Genomic DNA, 17,954 nt, shown 5'->3' on the forward strand with positions numbered 1-17,954 from the left:
AGTTCTTATTTAAAGAAGTATCCAGTTTCAGGTGAACTGGCATTTGCCATGCGTTTACGCGGCATACGTCCTGCTAGGAATGCTTCACGTCCTGCTTCAACTGCTTTTTTCATCGCTGAAGCCATCAGAACAGGGTTTTGTGCAGCTGCAATTGCTGTATTCATTAATACGCCATCACAGCCCAATTCCATCGCTATCGCTGCATCACTTGCTGTACCTACACCCGCATCGACCAAGACAGGCACTTTGGCATTGTCTTTAATGATCGAAATAGTATGTGGGTTGAGAATGCCTAAACCTGAGCCAATGAGACTACCTAAAGGCATAATCGCTACACAGCCCATGCTTTCCAGTTCTTGTGCCACAATCGGGTCATCTGAGGTATAAACCATGATTTCAAAGCCATCGTCAATCAATGTACGTGCAGCTTTTAAAGTCTCGGTAATATTTGGATATAGGGTTTTCTCATCGCCTAAAACCTCAAGTTTAACCAGATTGTGACCATCTAAGAGTTCACGCGCCAACATACAAGTACGAACCGCGCTGTTCGCATCGAAACAACCGGCTGTATTTGGCAAAATCGTATATTTCTCAGGTGGAACTACAGAAAGCAAGTTCGGCTGGTCTGGATGTTGACCAATATTCACACGGCGAATGGCAACGGTCACAATTTCAGCACCACTGGCTTGAATGGCCTGGTCAGTTTCCGTTAAGTCCTTGTACTTACCTGTACCAACTAAAAGTCGTGAATTAAATGTACGTGAACCAATGATTAGGGGTGTATCTTCCATGGGAGCTCCATTTTAGCCGCCACCTACGGCATGAATAATTTCAATATGATCTTGCTCTGCAATTGGGGTTTGTTCCAATTTACTTTTCGAGATGATCATTTCATTTTTTTCAACAGCGAAGCGTTTGCCTTCCAGTTGTAATTGTTGAACCAATTGCAAGAGGTTGACACATTCGGTTTGTGTAGCTTCGCCGTTTAAATAGATTTGCATTTGTGGATTCCGTTCTTGCTGCCTTACCTATTGAATAAGGCCAAAATCTGTGGTTAATTATTTTGCGTATTTAAATGCATTCCAGGCCAATATGAGCCATCCAGCAATCATCAACGCTCCACCAATTGGGGTAATGGCACCGAGACTGCGTGGTAAACCTAGAGCCATCACATATAAAGAACCACAGAAGAAGAAAATACCAATTTGTATAAGTAGGAAACTGGCTTTTATTGGAAGTTGGGGAATGACTTTGGATAAGATCGCGAGGGCAAGTAAGCCCAGTGCATGATAAAAGAAATAGTCCGTTGCAGTTTGCCACCAAGCCAATTGGGCTTCAGTCGCGCGAGCTTTTAATCCGTGTGCACCAAAGGCACCAAGCATTACAGCAAAAGCTAAGTTAAGTGCGGAAATGGCAATCCACATGTGCATTCACCTTAACAAAATTTGCGCATAACCATAGCATATTTAGCACGCAGGGTTAAAGCAAAAATGCCCAAAGTTTTTGTGTTGTAGCTTGTCATTCAATACTATTCAGACATAAAAAAGAGCATCGAAATGCTCTTTTTAAGAATGACTGGAAAAGCCTTCAACTTAGTTTGAGGACATTGCGACTTTAATTTTTTCCATCGCATTTTTTTCCAACTGACGAATACGTTCAGCAGATACATTATATTCCGCCGCCAATTCATGCAGCGTCGACTTTTCGTCATCTAACCAGCGACGTTGTAAGATGTTACGTGAACGGTCATCCAACTGATCCATGGCTTCATGTAAAGCTGAAGTGCTTTGTTCTTCGTAATCTTCATCTTCCGCTAAACGCGCAGGGTCGTAACGGTTATCTTCGAGATAAAGGGCAGGAGCGACATGGGTCGAACCTTCATCGTCGTCATCACCTTGAGCTTCAAAGGCAGCATCATAAGCGGTTAAACGGCCTTCCATTTCCAAGACTTGTTCAGGTGTTACATTTAAGTCATTGGCAATCGACTGTGCTTCAGCCAAAGTTAATTTTTTAGATGACTTTTTTAAGCTACGTAAATTAAAGAATAATTTACGCTGCGCTTTAGTGGTCGCAATTTTGACAATACGCCAGTTACGAATCACATATTCATGAATTTCTGCTTTAATCCAATGCACAGCAAAAGATACGAGACGTACGCCCATGTTTGGGTCAAAACGTTTTACCGCTTTCATTAGGCCCAAGTTACCTTCTTGAATCAGGTCACCTTGTGGCAAGCCGTAGCCTGCATAGCTACGTGCGATATGTACAACAAAACGAAGATGTGACATCACAAGCATTTTAGCTGCGTCTAAATCTTGGTCATAATAATAACGTTCGGCCAGCTCTTTTTCTTGTTCGGCCGATAAAATTGGAATCTGATTAACAGTACTAATATAAGCACCAAGATTCACCCCAGGTGCCGATAATGACAGGGGCATCAATTGATTGCTGCTGTCACTCATGTTTTCTCCTTGAGAATTAAAATGGGTAAGCCCAATAACTAAGATTCATCTTAATCCAATATTTCCGTAAATTATGGAAAATTGGGTATAGAAATGTAAACTTTTATTCAATTATGAAGCAATTTAGTTTAACTGAATCTTTTTAAGATTCAATCAAGTAATGAAACTCAGAATCGGAAATTTTGCGCATTTCACAGTTTAACTGATGTATTTGACAGTATCGTGATACATCTTGTTGGCTGTGCGGATCGGATGACTTTAACAATAAAGATTGGTCTGGACTTTTCTTTAAAGCTTTTTTGAGCATCAATAGTGGCATCGGGCAGGGTTTACCCATTGCATCTACAGTTAAAAGCGAATTTTGGCTGTCACTCACGAAGCAGATCCAACATGTTTACATTTCAATGGAAATATTAGCAAATACAGTGCCAAATCCCAATCTAAAATAGGTAAAAATCCTTTGTGATTTATAACTCAAACGATGTGAAAAAATAAGAATATTCAAAAGGAAAATAGATCAAAAAAATCTATTAATTGCGGTAAACCCGTGTTAAGCTCGTTGCGTTGTTAAGATTTTTGTTGGCTGTGAAGCCTCTTAACTCTTGATATATTTGGATGTAACCGGGATTTTGTTGATAGTTTTACAGAATGATTACAAGCTTAGAAATAAAAATATTTTTTTTAACCTTGTTTGGTCTGCTGTTTGCAACACCGGGTGGTCCTTCTTTTTTAAATACGATAAGGATTAACTTATGACAGCTCGTGAACAAGGCGTTGTTAAATGGTTCAACGACACTAAAGGCTTCGGCTTTATTCAACGTAACGGCGGCGACGACGTATTCGTTCATTTCCGCGCAATTATGGGCGAAGGCCACCGTTCACTTCGTGACGGTCAACGCGTAGAATTCAGCGTTGTTAAAGGTCAAAAAGGCTTCCAAGCTGAAGAAGTACAACCTTTAGACTAATCGTCTGAATGTACTCAAAAACGCTCCAATGTAAATTGGGGCGTTTTTTGTTTATAATGCTTCAGCAATTTTGTGATTATTCAATTAGGGCACATCTATATGTCATCAGGTTTTGAAACCTTAAATTTACATCCGAACCTTAAAAAAGCCATTGATGCTTTAGGTTTTAAGGATATGACGCCTATTCAGCAAAAGGTTTTAAAATTTACATTGGCTGGACATGACGCTATTGGTCGTGCTCAAACTGGTACTGGTAAGACTGCGGCTTTCTTGGTCAGTGTGATCAATGACTTGTTGAATAATCCAATTAAGGAACAGCGTTATCGTGGTGAACCGCGTGCATTGATTCTTGCACCAACGCGCGAACTTGCTTTGCAAATTGAAAGTGATGCAAAAGAATTAGTGAAATACACTGATCTCAATGTCATGACTTTGCTCGGTGGGGTAGATTTTGATAAGCAAAAAAATCTATTAAATCGTAATTTTGTCGACATTATGGTGGCGACACCGGGTCGCTTAATTGACTTTGTTGAACAAAAAGAAGTTTGGCTCGATCAAATAGAATTTTTAGTGATTGATGAAGCTGACCGTTTATTAGATATGGGCTTTATCCCATCTGTAAAACGTATCGTGCGCTTTTCACCACGTAAAGAACAACGACAAACTTTGATGTTCTCTGCAACATTTAGTTATGACGTTTTAAATTTGGCACAGCAATGGTTGTTTGAACCAGTAACTGTTGAAATTGAACCTGAGAAAAAAACTAATGCAGATGTAGAGCAACGTGTCTACATGGTGGCGAAGTCTGATAAATATAAATTGTTGGAAGACATCTTACGTGATGAACCAATTGAAAAGGTCATGATCTTTGCCAACCGTCGTGATCAAGTGCGTAAACTTTATGATCACCTCAAAAAAGATGGTTATAAAGTGGTGATGTTGTCAGGTGAAATCGCTCAAGATAAACGTTTGAAAATGCTTGATCAGTTCAAAAATGGTCAACATAACATCATGATTGCAACAGACGTTGCGGGTCGTGGTATCCATGTCGATGGTGTTTCTCATGTAGTGAACTTCACACTTCCTGAACAGTCTGATGATTATGTACACCGTATCGGTCGTACAGGTCGTGCAGGTACTCGTGGTGTGAGTATTAGTTTCTTGTCTGAAGATGATGCTTTTTCACTGCCTGAAATTGAAAAAGCCATTGGTCAAAAATTACCTTTAACCCGTTTAGACGGTTATTGCTAATTTTGCTTCTAAAAAGCCTGCAGATTTGCAGGCTTTTTTATTTCATGTCGACTATTTCATTTTGAGTTAATGGCAAAACGAAATCACAGACTAACGTTTTAGTTTGCACGGCAACTAAAGGTTAGTACGGTTTGGTAATCATCATCTTTGCTGATGCTGCCGCTATTTCCTGTAATGGTACCAAGTACGCCAGCCGCCGCCTGAATCATTTGACCTGTCTTTTCATCGACCACGCCTTTTAAAACACCGTTGTATTCTTGCTTTTCATCCACGACGACAGGGGTCGCATTTTTACCACAGGTACTATTTGCTGCTGCAATTGCATTATTTTTTGCCGCTAAACTAGTTTTACCTACGGCAGTCACTTCATATTGATTATTTGGTTTTTGAATCGCTAAAGATTTTGTTGGCGTAGATGTACATGCAGCTAAAAGCACAGTTGCGCTTAGCGTGCTAACAATGGCAACAGTTTTGTTGAATTTTTTCATGCGGTGCCCCGAGTTAGAAACAATTTGATTTATTTGAACATAAAATTTCTTATAGAACAGGGAACTGCTGTACAAGTTATGCGGTTTTTTTATAGTAAATCTGTGAATAAAGCTGACTTAACAAATAAGCACCGAGTCTGATGTAAACATTCTAGAGTAAGTTATTGAGAATATGCTAATCTTGAGCAAACGTTTTAAAGTACAGTGTATAGATGTCAATTCTAAAATCAGCAGTTGATACAGTTCATCAAAATATTCATCAGCGTCAGTCGATTGGTCATTTAATTGAACCTGCGCCGAATGCTGAGCAATTGGAAAATGCGTTTCAAGCCGCTTTAACGGCGCCAGATCATCATCGTCTTAAGCCTACGCGTTTCGTGATTATTTCTGAAACTGAACGTGAAGCATTTGGTGAGTTGCTTTCACATGCTTTAGCCGATACTGGACAAACAGAAGAAGCGCAGTTGGAACGTGTGAAACACCATCCATTTCGTGCGCCACTATTGGTTTTGGCTTTAACTCAATTACAAGATCATCCCAAAGTTCCGCATTTCGAACAAATTTTAAGTTCAGGCGCAGCAGTACAAAACTTTTTGCTCTCTTTACAAGCACAGGGCTTTTCAACCATGTGGCGTAGTGGGGCGGTGGTTGAATCTAAATTGTTTAAACAAGCCTTAGGCTTAACGGAAAACGATTTGATTTCAGGCATTATTTATATCGGTACAGCTGTGAAAGCAATTCCACCTCGTGCTGAAATACAGTCTGCTGACTTTGTAAGCCATTGGCATAAAGCAAACCAATAAAAGTGAAAAATAGATCGATTGATGAAGTTCGATCAGTAAAGAAATTAGGATAAAAGAACAATGTCAGAACTTGATTTTGCAAGTCTTGTTAGCCCTGTGTCAGTTGACCAAAAAAATGCACTACGTGTTACGGTGTTGGGTGGTGGGAGTTTTGGTACTGCGATGGCCAATACCGCAGTACGGAATGGCTGTGACACCATGATATGGATTCGTGATGAGGCGGTAGCTGCGGACATTAATGCAACACATATTAATAAACGTTACTTGCCAGATTTTCAATTAGAAGCAAGTTTGCTTGCTGTTTCAGATTTAGAAAAAGCAGTATGTAATCGTGACATTATTTTGGTGGCCATTCCGAGCCATTCCTTCCGTAGTGTTTTACAGCAGATCAAGCCTTTTATCACGTCACAAGCAGTGGTGTCTTTAACCAAAGGTATTGAAGCCAATACCTTTAGCTTTATGAGCGATATTATTCGTGAAGAACTTCCTGAAGTCCCTTATGGTGTGCTTTCAGGGCCAAACTTGGCGAAGGAAATTGTTGCAGGACAACCAGCAGGAACAGTGATCGCAAGCCAATCTGAGCTGGTTCGTTATGCAGTTCAACAAGCGCTACACAGTGCGTTGTTCCGTGTATTTGCCAGTGATGATGTGCATGGCGTGGAATTGGGCGGTGCTCTGAAAAATATCTATGCAGTCGCGATGGGTCTAGCTGCGGCTTATGGTGTCGGTGAAAATACCAAGAGTATGATTTTGACACGTGCTTTGGCAGAAATGAGCCGTTTTGCAGTGAAATTGGGCGCAAACCCGTTAACATTCCTAGGTTTATCTGGTGTCGGTGATTTATTTGCAACTTGTAGTAGTCCGCTCAGCCGTAATTACCAAGTCGGCTTTGCACTCGGTAGTGGTAAAAGCTTAGAGCAAGCCACCAAAGAACTGGGACAAACTGCGGAAGGGATTAATACCATTGTGCAAGTACGCGCACGCTCTGAAGAGCTCGGTGTATATATGCCAATTACCAGTGCCTTGTACGAAGTGATTTTTGAAGGTGCACCGGCACTGAATATTGCATTGTCACTGATGAAAAATGGCCATCGTAGTGATGTTGAATTTGTTTTGCCACATCAGCAAGTTTAAGTTTGCTGATTAATATGCAATACACATAGCTTTGTCATACTGGCTATATATAATGTGCGGAATAGAATAAGGAAATTTTATGCAACTGACATTGGTTAGGCATGGCGAAGCTGCTTCGCCAGTAATGGGGAATGATGAAAAGCGTCCTTTAACAGCGCGCGGACAAACTCAAGCGGCAGAAACTGCAGCATATTTGAAAGATATAATTCAACCAGACGTTTTTGTGGTGAGTCCGCTACTGCGTGCGCAGCAAACACTTTCATCTTTGCAAAAACATTTTCCACATGTGCCTGTGGTTATTTGTAATGCCATCAAACCGGAAGATGATGCCAAAGTTGCAGTGGAATGGTTGTCACATTTACCGTATGAGTCTATTGTAGTGGTGTGCCATATGAACGTTGTGGCACATATGGCCAGTGTTTTGGTCTCAGAATATTTTAATCCCTATGCTTTGGCAGAAGCGCGCATTTATGAACAAGCGGTCATTGCTCCAGGGTTATCAACACAAATTAAAACGTTTATACCATCAACATAAAAACCAATTAAAACGGCAGAAAAATTAATGTTGTATTTATGGATGCCCGAAGCCAATGGGGTTTGGCAATGGTCAGAAGGGGATTTCTGGAAGCAGTCATCGACGCTTGAACAATTGATTCAGGAAATTCAGCCACATGCGGGAAAGGAAGCGGTTGTTTTCTTTCCAAGTCGTGATGTACAAATCATTCAGCAAAATTTTCCAAAAAACCAATATAAAAAACTTGGCCCAGACGGCGTAAAATATTTACTTGAGGAATATGTCATTTTGCCTTTGGATGCAATGAAAGTATTGCATCATTTTCAAAGTCCAGATGAATTAACGGTCATGGGGATTGCGCATAGTACAGTTGAAACGATGCAGCATGCTTTGACGCTAATTCCTGTAAAAGTCATTTCGTTATTACCTGACTTTTTGGTCTTGCCAAGCCCAGAAGCTGGGCAACATGTTTTGGCAAATGTCAGCGGTCATTTATTGGTCCGAAATGGTGAATATGTCGGGCAATCCGTTGATGATTTGGCTTTGTACTTAGATTATCAAATTGGTCAGCCGAACTATAAGATTTCAAATCTAAGTTCAGATCAGACGCATAGTCTTGAAGCTGCTGTAACGCATGATCACATTGAATCTTTTCATTATGAATTACCCAATATAAAAAAACCGAAACAACATCCACTCAATGTTTTGCCGAAAGCCAAAGCCAATACGGGTGTGAGTGGCTATTGGAAAGCATGTGCAGCTGTTTTGGTTGCGGCTCTAATTACTCAGTTTAGTTATGATGCAGTTCGTTGGTATCAATACAAAAAAGTCGCAAATATCACTGCGTCACAAGCGATTGATCAGTTTAAATATTGGTTTGGGCAAAGCTATCCTGTCACTGAACAAACGCTGAAAAGCCAGTTCGAGTCACAATTGCGTCAGAGTCAAACCGGCAATGCGCAGGCGCTGTCCTTACTGAGCCGTGTTGGTCCTGTTCTAATGCAAAACCAAATTTCTGCAAATCGTGTGAGCTATGAATCCTCGATGCTGAATATGGAGTTAAAAGCTAATTCGGCAGAAGTACTACAAACCCTAACCAATCAATTAAAACAACAAGGTTTTAAAGTCGAATTAGGGAATATTCAACCAAGTGCCAACGGCGCGATTGGATTGGTGAAAATACAATAATGATAAAAATGGAAAACCTACAGCAACGTATAGATGGGCAAATTGAGCGCATCACTGATTATTTAGACCAACTTTCTACTCGTGAACGAGTCATGGTGATCTTTACCACAATTTTTGTTGTAGGGGCAGCGATTGGTTCGGCACTGTTTTATATGAACAAAGCTGCAAATTTTCAACAAAAGCGCGTGAATGAACTCAAAGATACTGTTGTTTGGATGCAAAGTAATGCCGTCACGATGAAACCGGCAGGTGATACACAACTGAGCGCGTTGGAAAAAGTTCAGCGTGTATCGCAACAACAGGGTTTATCCGTGGCATCTCAACAAGTCGGTGAGCAAATACAGATTGCAGTGATGCATGAAAATTATGCAATTCTGGCCAATTTTTTGACTCAATTGGTTCAAATGGGCTTAAGTATTGAAAAGATGGAGTTAAGTTCTGAAGCGGGACAGGTCAAATTAACAGCGAGTGTACAATAATCGGTAAAAATAAAGATCTGCTAAGCATGGTGTTTTATTTGTGCTGTGCCTATAATATGCCGACTTAAAAAGCAGTAGACTTTTATAGATATGTTGTATTCTCTAGCCCGCCCTTTGTTGTTTACTTTAGCACCAGAGCGTGCACATGAGCTGACATTATCGCTGTTGAAATCTTCTCACAAGATGGGAATGATGCGTCAAAACGTGGCGTCTAAACCAGTGACATGTATGGGAATCGAATTTCCTAATCCTGTTGGTTTAGCAGCCGGTCTTGATAAAAACGGTGCTTATATCGATGCGCTGGCGAGCCAGGGCTTCGGCTTTATTGAAATTGGTACAATTACACCACTTCCACAATCAGGGAACCCTGAACCTCGTTTATTTCGTTTACCGAAAGCAAAAGCCATTATTAACCGTATGGGTTTTAACAACGATGGCGTGGATCAGCTGATCGAAAATGTCAAAGCTGCAAAATTTAAGGGTGTACTTGGGATCAATATCGGTAAAAATGCAGTCACACCTGTTGAAAAAGCAGTTGACGATTATCTGATTTGTCTAGAAAAAGTTTATAACTACGCTTCGTATATTACGGTTAATATTTCATCTCCTAACACAAAAAATCTTCGCAGCTTACAAAGCGGTGATGCTTTGACTGAACTGTTAGAGACGCTCAAGAAACGTCAACTCGAATTGGCGGATGAAAATCAACATTATGTACCCTTAGTACTTAAAGTTGCACCAGATCTAGAACCTGAAGACATTAATTTTATTGCACAACAATTGTTAAAATTTAAAATTGATGGTCTGATTGTTACCAATACGACTTTGTCACGTGAAGGTGTTGAAGGCCTTCCATTTGGTGATGAAGCTGGTGGTCTATCCGGTGCGCCAGTCTTTGAAAAAAGTACGGCATGTTTGGCTGCTTTTGCTAAAGTATTAAACGGTCAAATTCCATTGATCGGTGTGGGTGGTATTTTGTCGGGCGCGGATGCTGTTGCGAAACAAAAAGCAGGAGCAAGCCTTGTACAAGTGTATAGTGGCCTCATATATACAGGTCCGACACTTGTAAAAGACTGCGTAGACGCATTGTAAATATCATGAATACCATTGATATCTTTATACTGATTATTTTGCTCATTGGAGGGCTTAACGGTTTGCGTCAAGGATTTGTAAAAGCCTTTGCGAACTTCATTGGATGGATTCTTGCACTTGTCATTGCGGCAAAGTATGCAACCGTCCTTGCACCTTCGATGACATCTTTAAGTACAGATCCAGTGGTACAGAAGATTGCCGCGTTCGCATTTATTGTATTGTTGATTGTAGTCATGACTTGGGTCGCTACATGGTTATTGAATAGTATTTTGAAAACATTAAAACTCGGTCCTTTAAATCGACTGGCGGGTGGTGTTTTTGGAAGCTTAAAAGGATTGTTGGTGGTGTTGATCACTATGCAGGGATTAGGTCCTTGGGTAGAAAGTTCACCACATTGGAAACAATCTAAAATGGTTCAGTCATTATTGCCATATGCGCCTTGGGCAACCGAATTGTCCAAAGATGCTGCAAATCAAGCACTTCATCATATTCAGTCTGAAGATGCTCAGAAATCTTCAGACCTACCATCTGAGTCGCAGAACAAGCACGGACGTTCTGGATCGGGTGAGTCAACAAATAATCCTTTTTATTAACCCTAGCTTGTCTGCGAGGTTGCTATGTGTGGAGTAGTTGGTATAGCTGGTAAATCACCTGTTAACCAAATGTTGTTTGATGCGTTAACGATGTTACAACATCGTGGACAGGATGCAGCCGGGATCGTAACTTGTCAGGATGGTCGTTTATTCCTGCGTAAAGATACGGGTATGGTGCGTGATGTGTTCCACACACGTCATATGCGTGCATTACAGGGTAATTATGGTATTGGCCATGTTCGTTACCCAACTGCTGGTTCTTCAAGCAGTGCTGAAGCTCAGCCATTCTATGTAAACTCACCTTATGGCATCACGCTTGCACATAATGGTAACTTAACTAATGCTGCTGAAATTCATGATGACTTGTTCAAGACTGACTTACGTCATATGAACACCGATTCAGACTCAGAAGTATTATTAAACGTATTTGCTCACGAATTGCAAAAACGCGCAAAACTTACACCAAGCGCTGAAGATGTATTCCACGTGGTATCACGTGTGCATGAACGTTGCAAAGGTGGTTATGCGGTTGTTGCTATGATCACCGGTCAGGGCCTTGTAGGTTTCCGTGATCCAAATGGTATTCGTCCATTGATCTACGGTTCGCGTGAAACTGAAAATGGTATGGAATATATCATTGCGTCTGAATCTGTCGCAATTACCGCGCTCGGCTTTAAGGTTGAACGTGATATTGCACCGGGTGAAGCAATTTATATTACTGCTGATGGCGTGATGTCGACCAAGCAGTGTGCAGTAGCCCCTGAATATCGTCCTTGTATCTTTGAATACGTATATTTTGCGCGTCCAGACGCAACCATTGACGGTATTTCAGTTTACAAAGCACGTTTGAAAATGGGCGAAAAACTTGCTCAGAAAATTCTACGTGAATGGGGTGATGAGCACGATATCGATGTCGTGATCCCAATTCCTGATACTTCACGTACTTCAGCGCTAGAGCTTGCAAATACTTTAGGTGTGAAATTCCGTGAAGGCTTCATGAAGAACCGTTATATCGGTCGTACCTTCATTATGCCGGGTCAGCAACTTCGTAAAAAATCTGTGCGTCAAAAGCTTAACCCTGTAGAGCTAGAGTTCCAAGGCAAAAACGTACTATTGGTCGATGACTCGATTGTACGTGGTACGACTTGTAACGAAATCATTCAAATGGCGCGTGATGCGGGTGCGAAAAAAGTATTCTTTGCGTCTGCTGCACCGATGGTGAAATATCCAAACGTGTACGGTATCGATATGCCAGCCAAATCTGAACTGATTGCGTCAGAACGTAGCGTTGAAGAAATTCGTGAAATTATTGGTGCTGATCGCTTGATTTTCCAAGACTTGGAAGATCTGAAATCTGCAGTACGCACCAAGAAAGTCCCTGAGTTACAAGACTTTGATTGCTCGGTATTTGATGGTAAATATGTGGCAGGTGGTATTGATGCTGAATATTTGGCAGCATTAGAGCGTAAGCGTAATGACTCTGCAAAAAATGAAAAGCCAGCTTATATCGATGTTAACATTGATGCAGCTTCTGTGGATTTAACAGGTGTTCGCGAAGAATAATCTGCTGAAAACACACTGAAAAAGCGGGAATTTCCCGCTTTTTTCATTTATGATGAGCAAACAAAAGACAATGTAGCTTAAGGGTATTACATTGAGACGTGTGGGTTATGATTTTATAAAAAACAAAAATATGTTTTGGCCTGTCACCATGTGTATGGCGGCAGTGTTTTTGACCGTCGCAATTATTAATGTAATTGTCGGTTTAATTGTGGATTATTATGATTCCACTCAGTCTATCTATTGGCATGTCCTTAGCCCATTTTTAGTGGCTGCTGTACTGCTGATTATGTTGGTTTCAGTTCTCTATGATTTTTACACCTTTCGTTTAGGTGGTTATTCACTTGCCAAACAATTAGGTGCGCGTCGTCTCAGTCTGATAGAAAGTATTCCTGAAGAAAGTGTTGCACTGCGTATGACTGAGCAGCTGGCAGATACTTTTTTAATCGATACTCCTGCACTTTATGTCCTACCTGATGAAGTGGGTGTGAATGCGCTCACCGCTGGTTTTAGCCCTCGAGATACATCGATCATTTTAACCTGGGGTGCTTTACAAACCCTAGATGAGATGGAAATGTATGGTTTGCTGAGCCATGAATTTAATAAGATCTTGTCGGGGGAAGCTGCTGAAAATACCCGTTTGAAAATCTTATATAGCGGTTTGACGACCTTTAGTCAGTGGGGCAGTAAAATTGCAAAACGTGGTTTCTATAAAAATGGACAAGCAAGGGACAATAAGTTTGAAACGCTCTTTGTAGCGATTGGCGCAGTTATTTGGTTGATCGGTAGTTTAGGTGTTTTGATTTCCCGCTTTATTAAATATATCTCTTTAGGTTCTCGAACCTATCGTAATGACCAGAAAACTAAACGTCTGATTCAAAATGATGCCAATATTCAAACCTTATTAAGGATTTATGTGCATCATTCAGGTTCGCAAATTCATAGTGAATATGCGGAATCGATTTCTCATATGTGTTTTGCAAACTCACTCAGTCCGCAAAACTGGATGAATATTCACCCAAGTATTGAACAGCGTATTTTTGAATTGAATCCGGCGCTCATTCATGACTTGCAACTAGAAAATTTAAAAAAACTGCGAAACCAGCCGCTATTTTATTTATTCCGTTCACTAGAAGAAGCTAGTCCAGATGTTGCAACACCATGGAACTCGCCACAACCATTACCTTTACTGCGCTTGTCACCGATTAGTTTTGCGATACGAGATGCAATTAAACCGTTGAACCCCGAGATTCGTGAAAATTGGCAGCGGCCTGAATTGATCCAACGTGCCTTGCAAACAGCAACGGGTTCGCGTGAGGTGATGGTTGCTATTTTAATGATTCGTCAGTATCGAGAGTTTATTCCGACTGAAGCTGAAGTGAGTCGTGCGATTGTGGATGCCTTATTGAATCTTGATGGTCGTGTGCATATCTCCATTTTTCATGAGGCATGTAAAAATATTGGTACCATGCCAGCAATAATTTCACGGCAGTTCTTAACCAAGCTGGCCAAAATTATTCAAGAAGATGGTGAAATTGGATTACTCGACGCCTTACTACTTGAAACAGTGAAATATGAGTTGAATCTGTTGCCTGCACATACACCTACGTCTTTAGAAGATGTAAAACCGAGTATTGTGCGTTTGATTGATGCCTTGTTGCATGTGCAACAAATTAACAGTGACAACCAACTCGAAGTGCGTGAAAAAATCCTCAATCGAATCTTAACGAAAGAAGAACTAGAGTTTTATCGAGATATTTCTGATGAGCCAATTGATTTGGCTGAAATCCTAAATGATATTTCTGGGCTGCTGCTGCGTGAGCGGTTAAGCATTCTTGGGGTTGCTGAAATATGTTTATGGAATGATCGAATTATCACGCAAGATGAGTTGGATGTTCTGCAGCTACTATATTGGCGTATTGGATTTGAATCAGCTGAGATAGTTGAACTAATGCAAAAGAAAAATAGTTTGATGATCGTATAATTATTTATAGCGGCTTGATTTATGAATAAATTGTTTAATTTTAAGTCAAAATTAGTCTGAGCAAGTCTACAGAATCTTTAAAGAAATAGTATGATCTAATTGATTTATAAAAGTTCAGCAAAACAGAGTGAATCCCGTTAGAATATCAAGCCTTGAATAGGTGAAAATGAAAGCATGATTGGGCATCAGCGAAGCATAATGGCGGCAATGGGAATTGATATATGGATTCCTCAGGCAGCACCGTGTCAGCAATTTAGCTCAAATATTTGGCGAGATCAGGCGGCTCCTGAAATAGTCTCTGAAATCCTACTCAAAAATGCGCCTCAGCCAACGCCTGTTCCATCACAGACTGAGCTTAAAAAAAACGTTGATGTTGTTGTAAATCAACCTGTAGAAGCACCAAAAGATGAACCAAAGGTTGTTGAAACTGTTGAAGTTCGTCCAATTGTTCAAATCCCTTCGTTTAACTTAGAAGCCATCTGTTTAATGCACTGTGTCATTGTCATTGATGCCACAGAATTAACGGCAGAGCAGCAAGTTTTGTGGAGCAATATTCAGCGCGCAGTCAGTGCCGATTTCTTTGCTTTACAGTGGCCTTTTGGTTGGGTGAATTTGCAAGATGGTCGTGGTGCAGCATCTTATGTACAGGGTTTTATCGATGCGATGAGCTTAGATAAAAATGTCATTTGCCTAGGCGATATTCCGCATTTAGAGCATGCGAAGGTGTATCCATTGGCATCTTTACAGCAAATGATTGAACAGCCTTTATTGAAAAAGCGCCTATGGCAATTTATGCAGAATAAGGCAGGACAAAATACTTAAATTACGTAAATGGAAAATTTATGCAAAAAAAAGTAGTGGTTTTTAGTCAAATAGATCAAGAAATAATTCAACGTTTAGAACAGCAATTTAAAGTTTTCCAAATTAGCCCTAAATTGGGCGATGTGAATCAGCAAATACTTGAGCATTCAAAAGATGCTGACGCCATGATTGGTGCGGGGCGTTTGTTGAATGCTTCGAATTTAGCCCATGCATCACAATTAAAAGTCATCTCAAGTGTAAGTGTCGGTTATGACAACTATGATCTAGCATTTTTAAACCAAAAAAATATCTGGTTGAGCCACACTCCGCATGTATTGACGGAAACTACAGCAGATTTAGCATTTACCTTGTTGATGAGTGCAGCACGTAAAGTGGCTGTATTGGATCAATGGACCAAACAAGGGCAGTGGAAGCGTACAGTGGGTCCTGAGCAATTTGGCATGGATGTCTTTGCTAAAACCATCGGAATTATTGGCTTAGGGCATATTGGCGCAGCGATTGGGCGTCGTGCTCGCTACGGCTTTAATATGAATGTGCTCTATCATAATCGCCGAGAAAAAATTGAATTGGCTGAATCTTTATCAGCGCAATATTGCGATTTGGATGATTTGTTGCAACGTGCTGACTTTGTGGTCGTTGCAGTGGATTTAAATGCAGAATCGAAAGCTTTAATTGGTGAACGTGAGTTGGCCTTGATGCAATCGCATGCGGTATTGGTCAATATTTCACGCGGTTCAGTGATTGATGAAGCCGCTTTAATCGATGCATTAAGTCGTGGTCAAATTTTTGCAGCAGGCTTAGATGTTTATGAGCAAGAGCCGCTTCAAGAATCGCCATTATTTACATTAGCCAATGTCGTGACATTACCCCATGTGGGTTCAGCAACAGCGGCAACCCGTAAACGTATGGCAGAGTTGGCTTATCAAAATCTAGTGGATGTTTTGGTACATGAGCGCGCGCCACGCTATGTGGTCAATCCAAAATTTGAATAAACAATCACAACAGTTTTCTCCATAATTCACCAAAATTCAATGCTATATTCGATGAAGTACGAATATGAAATTTAGAGAATAGACTTTGAAAAAGATTTTACTGGCATGTGGTCTCGGGCTTTGTTCGACATTGGCGCAGACGCAGTCCGTAGATTTTAGTTCATCCCCACAATTTTCTGTGCCTGAAATAGGTAGTGGCGTCGGCTTGTTGGATCAACAAAAAGAACGTGCCATTGGTGAGAAAGTGTATCGTGAGGTGCATCGTCAACTTCCTGTGACTGAAAATCCGTGGATGGAAGATCGTCTTTTATCTGTCTTTACGCATATTTTAAGCCAAACCCAACTCAACCAACCGGTCGGATTGTTATTAATTAATGATCCACAAATTAATGCTTTTGCTGTACCGGGTGGTTTATTTGCATTAAATGCTGGATTAATTAATTCCGCTCGCAACATGGATGAAGTGGCAGGGGTGATGGCGCATGAAATTGCACATGTCTCACAACGTCATTACAGTCGTTCACAAGAAGCTTTTAAAGGGCAAGGTTTATTGTCCCTAGCCGGTATCTTGGTCGGAGCCTTGGTGGCCTCACAGGCAGATGGTGATGTAGGTGCGGCTGTAATGATGGGTTCACAAGCCGCTTTAATGGATAAACAGCTAACCTATAGCCGCAATCAAGAACGTGAAGCAGACCGCATCGGGATGCAGTATATGTACCGTGCAGGATACAATCCTCAGAGCATGGCTGACTTCTTTGAAGTGATGCATCGCTCTACGAGTCGAGTGAGCTTTCTGCCTGATTTTTGGTTGACGCATCCATTAACCACGGAGCGTACGAGCGAAGCTCGCTTACGTGCCAATCAGTTGCCTAAAGTTAAAACCAGTTTGGTTGATCAAGATTTTGACATTCTGCGCTGGTATAGTCGAGTACTCTCAGGTCAGGCAACTGAATTGCAATTAAATGCAATGGTGGCACAAAAGAATTATGCAGCTGAGTTGGCTTTGGTGAGCTTGCATATTAAACAAGGTGACTTTAGTGCTGCTCAAAAGTTATTAAATGAAGCAGCAAAACAAAATGCTTCGCATGCACTTTTTACTATTTTGCAGACCGATGTGCTGTTGGGTCAAAACAAAGCGGCTGAAGCCGTGAACGCTGTGAAAAGTTCGGCAATCATCATGCCTGAAAATCGTGCATTAAATTATAAATATGCAGAGGCTTTGATTCGAAACAAAGAATATGCGCAAGCACAACTGATTCTACAGCGATTTTTACAAGCAAATCCACGTGACTTGAGTGGTTGGCGACTCATGTTGCAAATGGCTGATGCAGACAAAGACGCAAGCTTCCGTTCGGTCAATGTGCTGCGATATCGAGCTGAAGTAGAGTATTGGGGTGGGGATGAAGAACGCGCGATTAAATCTTTGTTACAGGCACAGCGCATCACCAAAGACTCGAAAAGTCTTGCTGCGAAAATCAAGCAACGTGTAGATGAAATGCAAAATGAACGGAAATTAAAAATATAAAGATTTCAAATGTGATGCACTTATCTATGTCGATTATAAAGTGTAAATTGTAGTTTTAGTGGCTTGGATTAATCAGTGTAAACTAGCTGGATGTAAAATGTT

The 17,954-nt window shown here is 40.9% G+C and carries 20 protein-coding genes; 14 read left to right on the plus strand and 6 right to left on the minus strand.

Annotated elements, in window-relative coordinates:
• Positions 1-5: 5 nt before the first annotated feature.
• The 5 genes from FTV27_RS06840 to FTV27_RS06860 form a co-directional block, all read right to left on the minus strand.
• The gene (locus FTV27_RS06840) at positions 6-791 is read right to left on the minus strand and encodes a thiazole synthase (RefSeq protein ID WP_111885685.1); all 786 of its coding nucleotides are present in this window, start codon (positions 789-791) and stop codon (positions 6-8) included.
• 12 nt (positions 792-803) lie between these two features.
• A complete protein-coding gene (thiS, locus tag FTV27_RS06845) occupies positions 804-1,001 on the minus strand; it encodes a sulfur carrier protein ThiS (RefSeq protein ID WP_111885686.1) in 198 nt (65 codons plus the stop codon).
• Between the two features lie 57 nt (positions 1,002-1,058).
• Positions 1,059-1,424: a DUF423 domain-containing protein gene (locus tag FTV27_RS06850; protein WP_111885687.1), complete on the minus strand. Its 366-nt coding sequence runs from the start codon at positions 1,422-1,424 to the stop codon at positions 1,059-1,061.
• A gap of 168 nt (positions 1,425-1,592) precedes the next feature.
• Positions 1,593-2,462 (minus strand): RNA polymerase sigma factor RpoH, encoded by an 870-nt coding sequence (gene rpoH, locus FTV27_RS06855; RefSeq protein WP_078188879.1) that lies wholly within the window; start codon positions 2,460-2,462, stop codon positions 1,593-1,595.
• A 142-nt stretch (positions 2,463-2,604) separates the two neighbouring features.
• Positions 2,605-2,799 carry a sulfurtransferase TusA family protein gene (locus tag FTV27_RS06860; RefSeq protein WP_078189214.1) on the minus strand — a complete coding sequence of 65 codons (195 nt, stop codon included), beginning with the start codon at positions 2,797-2,799 and terminating at the stop codon, positions 2,605-2,607.
• 415 nt (positions 2,800-3,214) lie between these two features.
• On the opposite strand from FTV27_RS06860, the gene FTV27_RS06865 reads away from it, so the two are divergent.
• Positions 3,215-3,427, plus strand: a complete 213-nt coding sequence (locus FTV27_RS06865; RefSeq protein WP_005014923.1) for a cold-shock protein — start codon at positions 3,215-3,217, stop codon at positions 3,425-3,427.
• Positions 3,428-3,526: 99 nt separating this feature from the next.
• A complete protein-coding gene (rhlB, locus tag FTV27_RS06870) occupies positions 3,527-4,678 on the plus strand; it encodes an ATP-dependent RNA helicase RhlB (RefSeq protein ID WP_180003018.1) in 1,152 nt (383 codons plus the stop codon).
• 98 nt (positions 4,679-4,776) lie between these two features.
• Here rhlB and FTV27_RS06875 read toward each other — a convergent pair whose 3' ends face one another.
• On the minus strand, positions 4,777-5,166 hold the full coding sequence (locus tag FTV27_RS06875; protein WP_078188876.1) for a hypothetical protein: 390 nt from the start codon (positions 5,164-5,166) through the stop codon (positions 4,777-4,779).
• Positions 5,167-5,378: 212 nt separating this feature from the next.
• Between FTV27_RS06875 and FTV27_RS06880 the strand changes: the two genes are divergently transcribed.
• The 12 genes from FTV27_RS06880 to FTV27_RS06935 all read left to right on the plus strand — a co-directional run bounded on the left by FTV27_RS06880 (position 5,379) and on the right by FTV27_RS06935 (position 17,852).
• Positions 5,379-5,969: a nitroreductase family protein gene (locus tag FTV27_RS06880; protein WP_218948321.1), complete on the plus strand. Its 591-nt coding sequence runs from the start codon at positions 5,379-5,381 to the stop codon at positions 5,967-5,969.
• Between the two features lie 60 nt (positions 5,970-6,029).
• Complete coding sequence (locus FTV27_RS06885) at positions 6,030-7,103, plus strand: NAD(P)H-dependent glycerol-3-phosphate dehydrogenase (RefSeq protein ID WP_180077681.1); 1,074 nt, start codon at positions 6,030-6,032, stop codon at positions 7,101-7,103.
• Between the two features lie 79 nt (positions 7,104-7,182).
• Entirely contained in the window at positions 7,183-7,638 is a 456-nt protein-coding gene (locus FTV27_RS06890; RefSeq protein ID WP_180077683.1) for a phosphoglycerate mutase family protein, read from the plus strand.
• Between the two features lie 27 nt (positions 7,639-7,665).
• A complete protein-coding gene (gene gspL, locus FTV27_RS06895; protein ID WP_180077685.1) occupies positions 7,666-8,805 on the plus strand; it encodes a type II secretion system protein GspL in 1,140 nt (379 codons plus the stop codon).
• On the plus strand, positions 8,805-9,284 hold the full coding sequence (gene gspM / locus FTV27_RS06900; protein ID WP_111885689.1) for a type II secretion system protein GspM: 480 nt from the start codon (positions 8,805-8,807) through the stop codon (positions 9,282-9,284). The genes gspL and gspM overlap by 1 nt, the downstream gene beginning before the upstream one ends.
• Before the next feature lie 90 nt (positions 9,285-9,374).
• The gene (locus tag FTV27_RS06905; RefSeq protein ID WP_078188867.1) at positions 9,375-10,376 is read left to right on the plus strand and encodes a quinone-dependent dihydroorotate dehydrogenase; all 1,002 of its coding nucleotides are present in this window, start codon (positions 9,375-9,377) and stop codon (positions 10,374-10,376) included.
• Between the two features lie 5 nt (positions 10,377-10,381).
• The gene (locus tag FTV27_RS06910; protein WP_078188866.1) at positions 10,382-10,969 is read left to right on the plus strand and encodes a CvpA family protein; all 588 of its coding nucleotides are present in this window, start codon (positions 10,382-10,384) and stop codon (positions 10,967-10,969) included.
• 24 nt (positions 10,970-10,993) lie between these two features.
• Positions 10,994-12,532: an amidophosphoribosyltransferase gene (gene purF, locus FTV27_RS06915; RefSeq protein ID WP_078193623.1), complete on the plus strand. Its 1,539-nt coding sequence runs from the start codon at positions 10,994-10,996 to the stop codon at positions 12,530-12,532.
• Positions 12,533-12,623: 91 nt separating this feature from the next.
• A complete protein-coding gene (locus tag FTV27_RS06920; RefSeq protein ID WP_180077687.1) occupies positions 12,624-14,513 on the plus strand; it encodes a M48 family metalloprotease in 1,890 nt (629 codons plus the stop codon).
• Between the two features lie 174 nt (positions 14,514-14,687).
• Positions 14,688-15,335 (plus strand): hypothetical protein, encoded by a 648-nt coding sequence (locus FTV27_RS06925; RefSeq protein ID WP_180077689.1) that lies wholly within the window; start codon positions 14,688-14,690, stop codon positions 15,333-15,335.
• Between the two features lie 20 nt (positions 15,336-15,355).
• Complete coding sequence (locus FTV27_RS06930) at positions 15,356-16,327, plus strand: D-glycerate dehydrogenase (RefSeq protein ID WP_180077691.1); 972 nt, start codon at positions 15,356-15,358, stop codon at positions 16,325-16,327.
• An 85-nt stretch (positions 16,328-16,412) separates the two neighbouring features.
• On the plus strand, positions 16,413-17,852 hold the full coding sequence (locus tag FTV27_RS06935) for a M48 family metalloprotease (RefSeq protein WP_180077693.1): 1,440 nt from the start codon (positions 16,413-16,415) through the stop codon (positions 17,850-17,852).
• The last annotated feature ends 102 nt before the right edge of the window (positions 17,853-17,954 follow it).

Source organism: Acinetobacter sp. YH12251, from assembly GCF_013417465.1.
Taxonomy (GTDB): Bacteria; Pseudomonadota; Gammaproteobacteria; order Pseudomonadales; family Moraxellaceae; genus Acinetobacter; species Acinetobacter amyesii.

What these genes read in the sequence shown, in the direction of transcription:
- FTV27_RS06865 (WP_005014923.1), top strand. Translation starts at nt 3,215, where the DNA reads ATGACAGCTCGTGAACAAGGCGTTGTTAAATGGTTCAACGACACTAAA.
- FTV27_RS06910 (WP_078188866.1), top strand. Translation starts at nt 10,382, where the DNA reads ATGAATACCATTGATATCTTTATACTGATTATTTTGCTCATTGGAGGG.
- FTV27_RS06850 (WP_111885687.1), bottom strand. Translation starts at nt 1,424, where the DNA reads ATGTGGATTGCCATTTCCGCACTTAACTTAGCTTTTGCTGTAATGCTT.
- gspM (WP_111885689.1), top strand. Translation starts at nt 8,805, where the DNA reads ATGATAAAAATGGAAAACCTACAGCAACGTATAGATGGGCAAATTGAG.
- FTV27_RS06890 (WP_180077683.1), top strand. Translation starts at nt 7,183, where the DNA reads ATGCAACTGACATTGGTTAGGCATGGCGAAGCTGCTTCGCCAGTAATG.
- gspL (WP_180077685.1), top strand. Translation starts at nt 7,666, where the DNA reads ATGTTGTATTTATGGATGCCCGAAGCCAATGGGGTTTGGCAATGGTCA.
- FTV27_RS06875 (WP_078188876.1), bottom strand. Translation starts at nt 5,166, where the DNA reads ATGAAAAAATTCAACAAAACTGTTGCCATTGTTAGCACGCTAAGCGCA.
- FTV27_RS06880 (WP_218948321.1), top strand. Translation starts at nt 5,379, where the DNA reads ATGTCAATTCTAAAATCAGCAGTTGATACAGTTCATCAAAATATTCAT.
- FTV27_RS06905 (WP_078188867.1), top strand. Translation starts at nt 9,375, where the DNA reads ATGTTGTATTCTCTAGCCCGCCCTTTGTTGTTTACTTTAGCACCAGAG.
- FTV27_RS06925 (WP_180077689.1), top strand. Translation starts at nt 14,688, where the DNA reads ATGATTGGGCATCAGCGAAGCATAATGGCGGCAATGGGAATTGATATA.
- purF (WP_078193623.1), top strand. Translation starts at nt 10,994, where the DNA reads ATGTGTGGAGTAGTTGGTATAGCTGGTAAATCACCTGTTAACCAAATG.
- FTV27_RS06840 (WP_111885685.1), bottom strand. Translation starts at nt 791, where the DNA reads ATGGAAGATACACCCCTAATCATTGGTTCACGTACATTTAATTCACGA.
- FTV27_RS06930 (WP_180077691.1), top strand. Translation starts at nt 15,356, where the DNA reads ATGCAAAAAAAAGTAGTGGTTTTTAGTCAAATAGATCAAGAAATAATT.
- FTV27_RS06885 (WP_180077681.1), top strand. Translation starts at nt 6,030, where the DNA reads ATGTCAGAACTTGATTTTGCAAGTCTTGTTAGCCCTGTGTCAGTTGAC.
- thiS (WP_111885686.1), bottom strand. Translation starts at nt 1,001, where the DNA reads ATGCAAATCTATTTAAACGGCGAAGCTACACAAACCGAATGTGTCAAC.
- FTV27_RS06860 (WP_078189214.1), bottom strand. Translation starts at nt 2,799, where the DNA reads ATGGGTAAACCCTGCCCGATGCCACTATTGATGCTCAAAAAAGCTTTA.
- rpoH (WP_078188879.1), bottom strand. Translation starts at nt 2,462, where the DNA reads ATGAGTGACAGCAGCAATCAATTGATGCCCCTGTCATTATCGGCACCT.
- rhlB (WP_180003018.1), top strand. Translation starts at nt 3,527, where the DNA reads ATGTCATCAGGTTTTGAAACCTTAAATTTACATCCGAACCTTAAAAAA.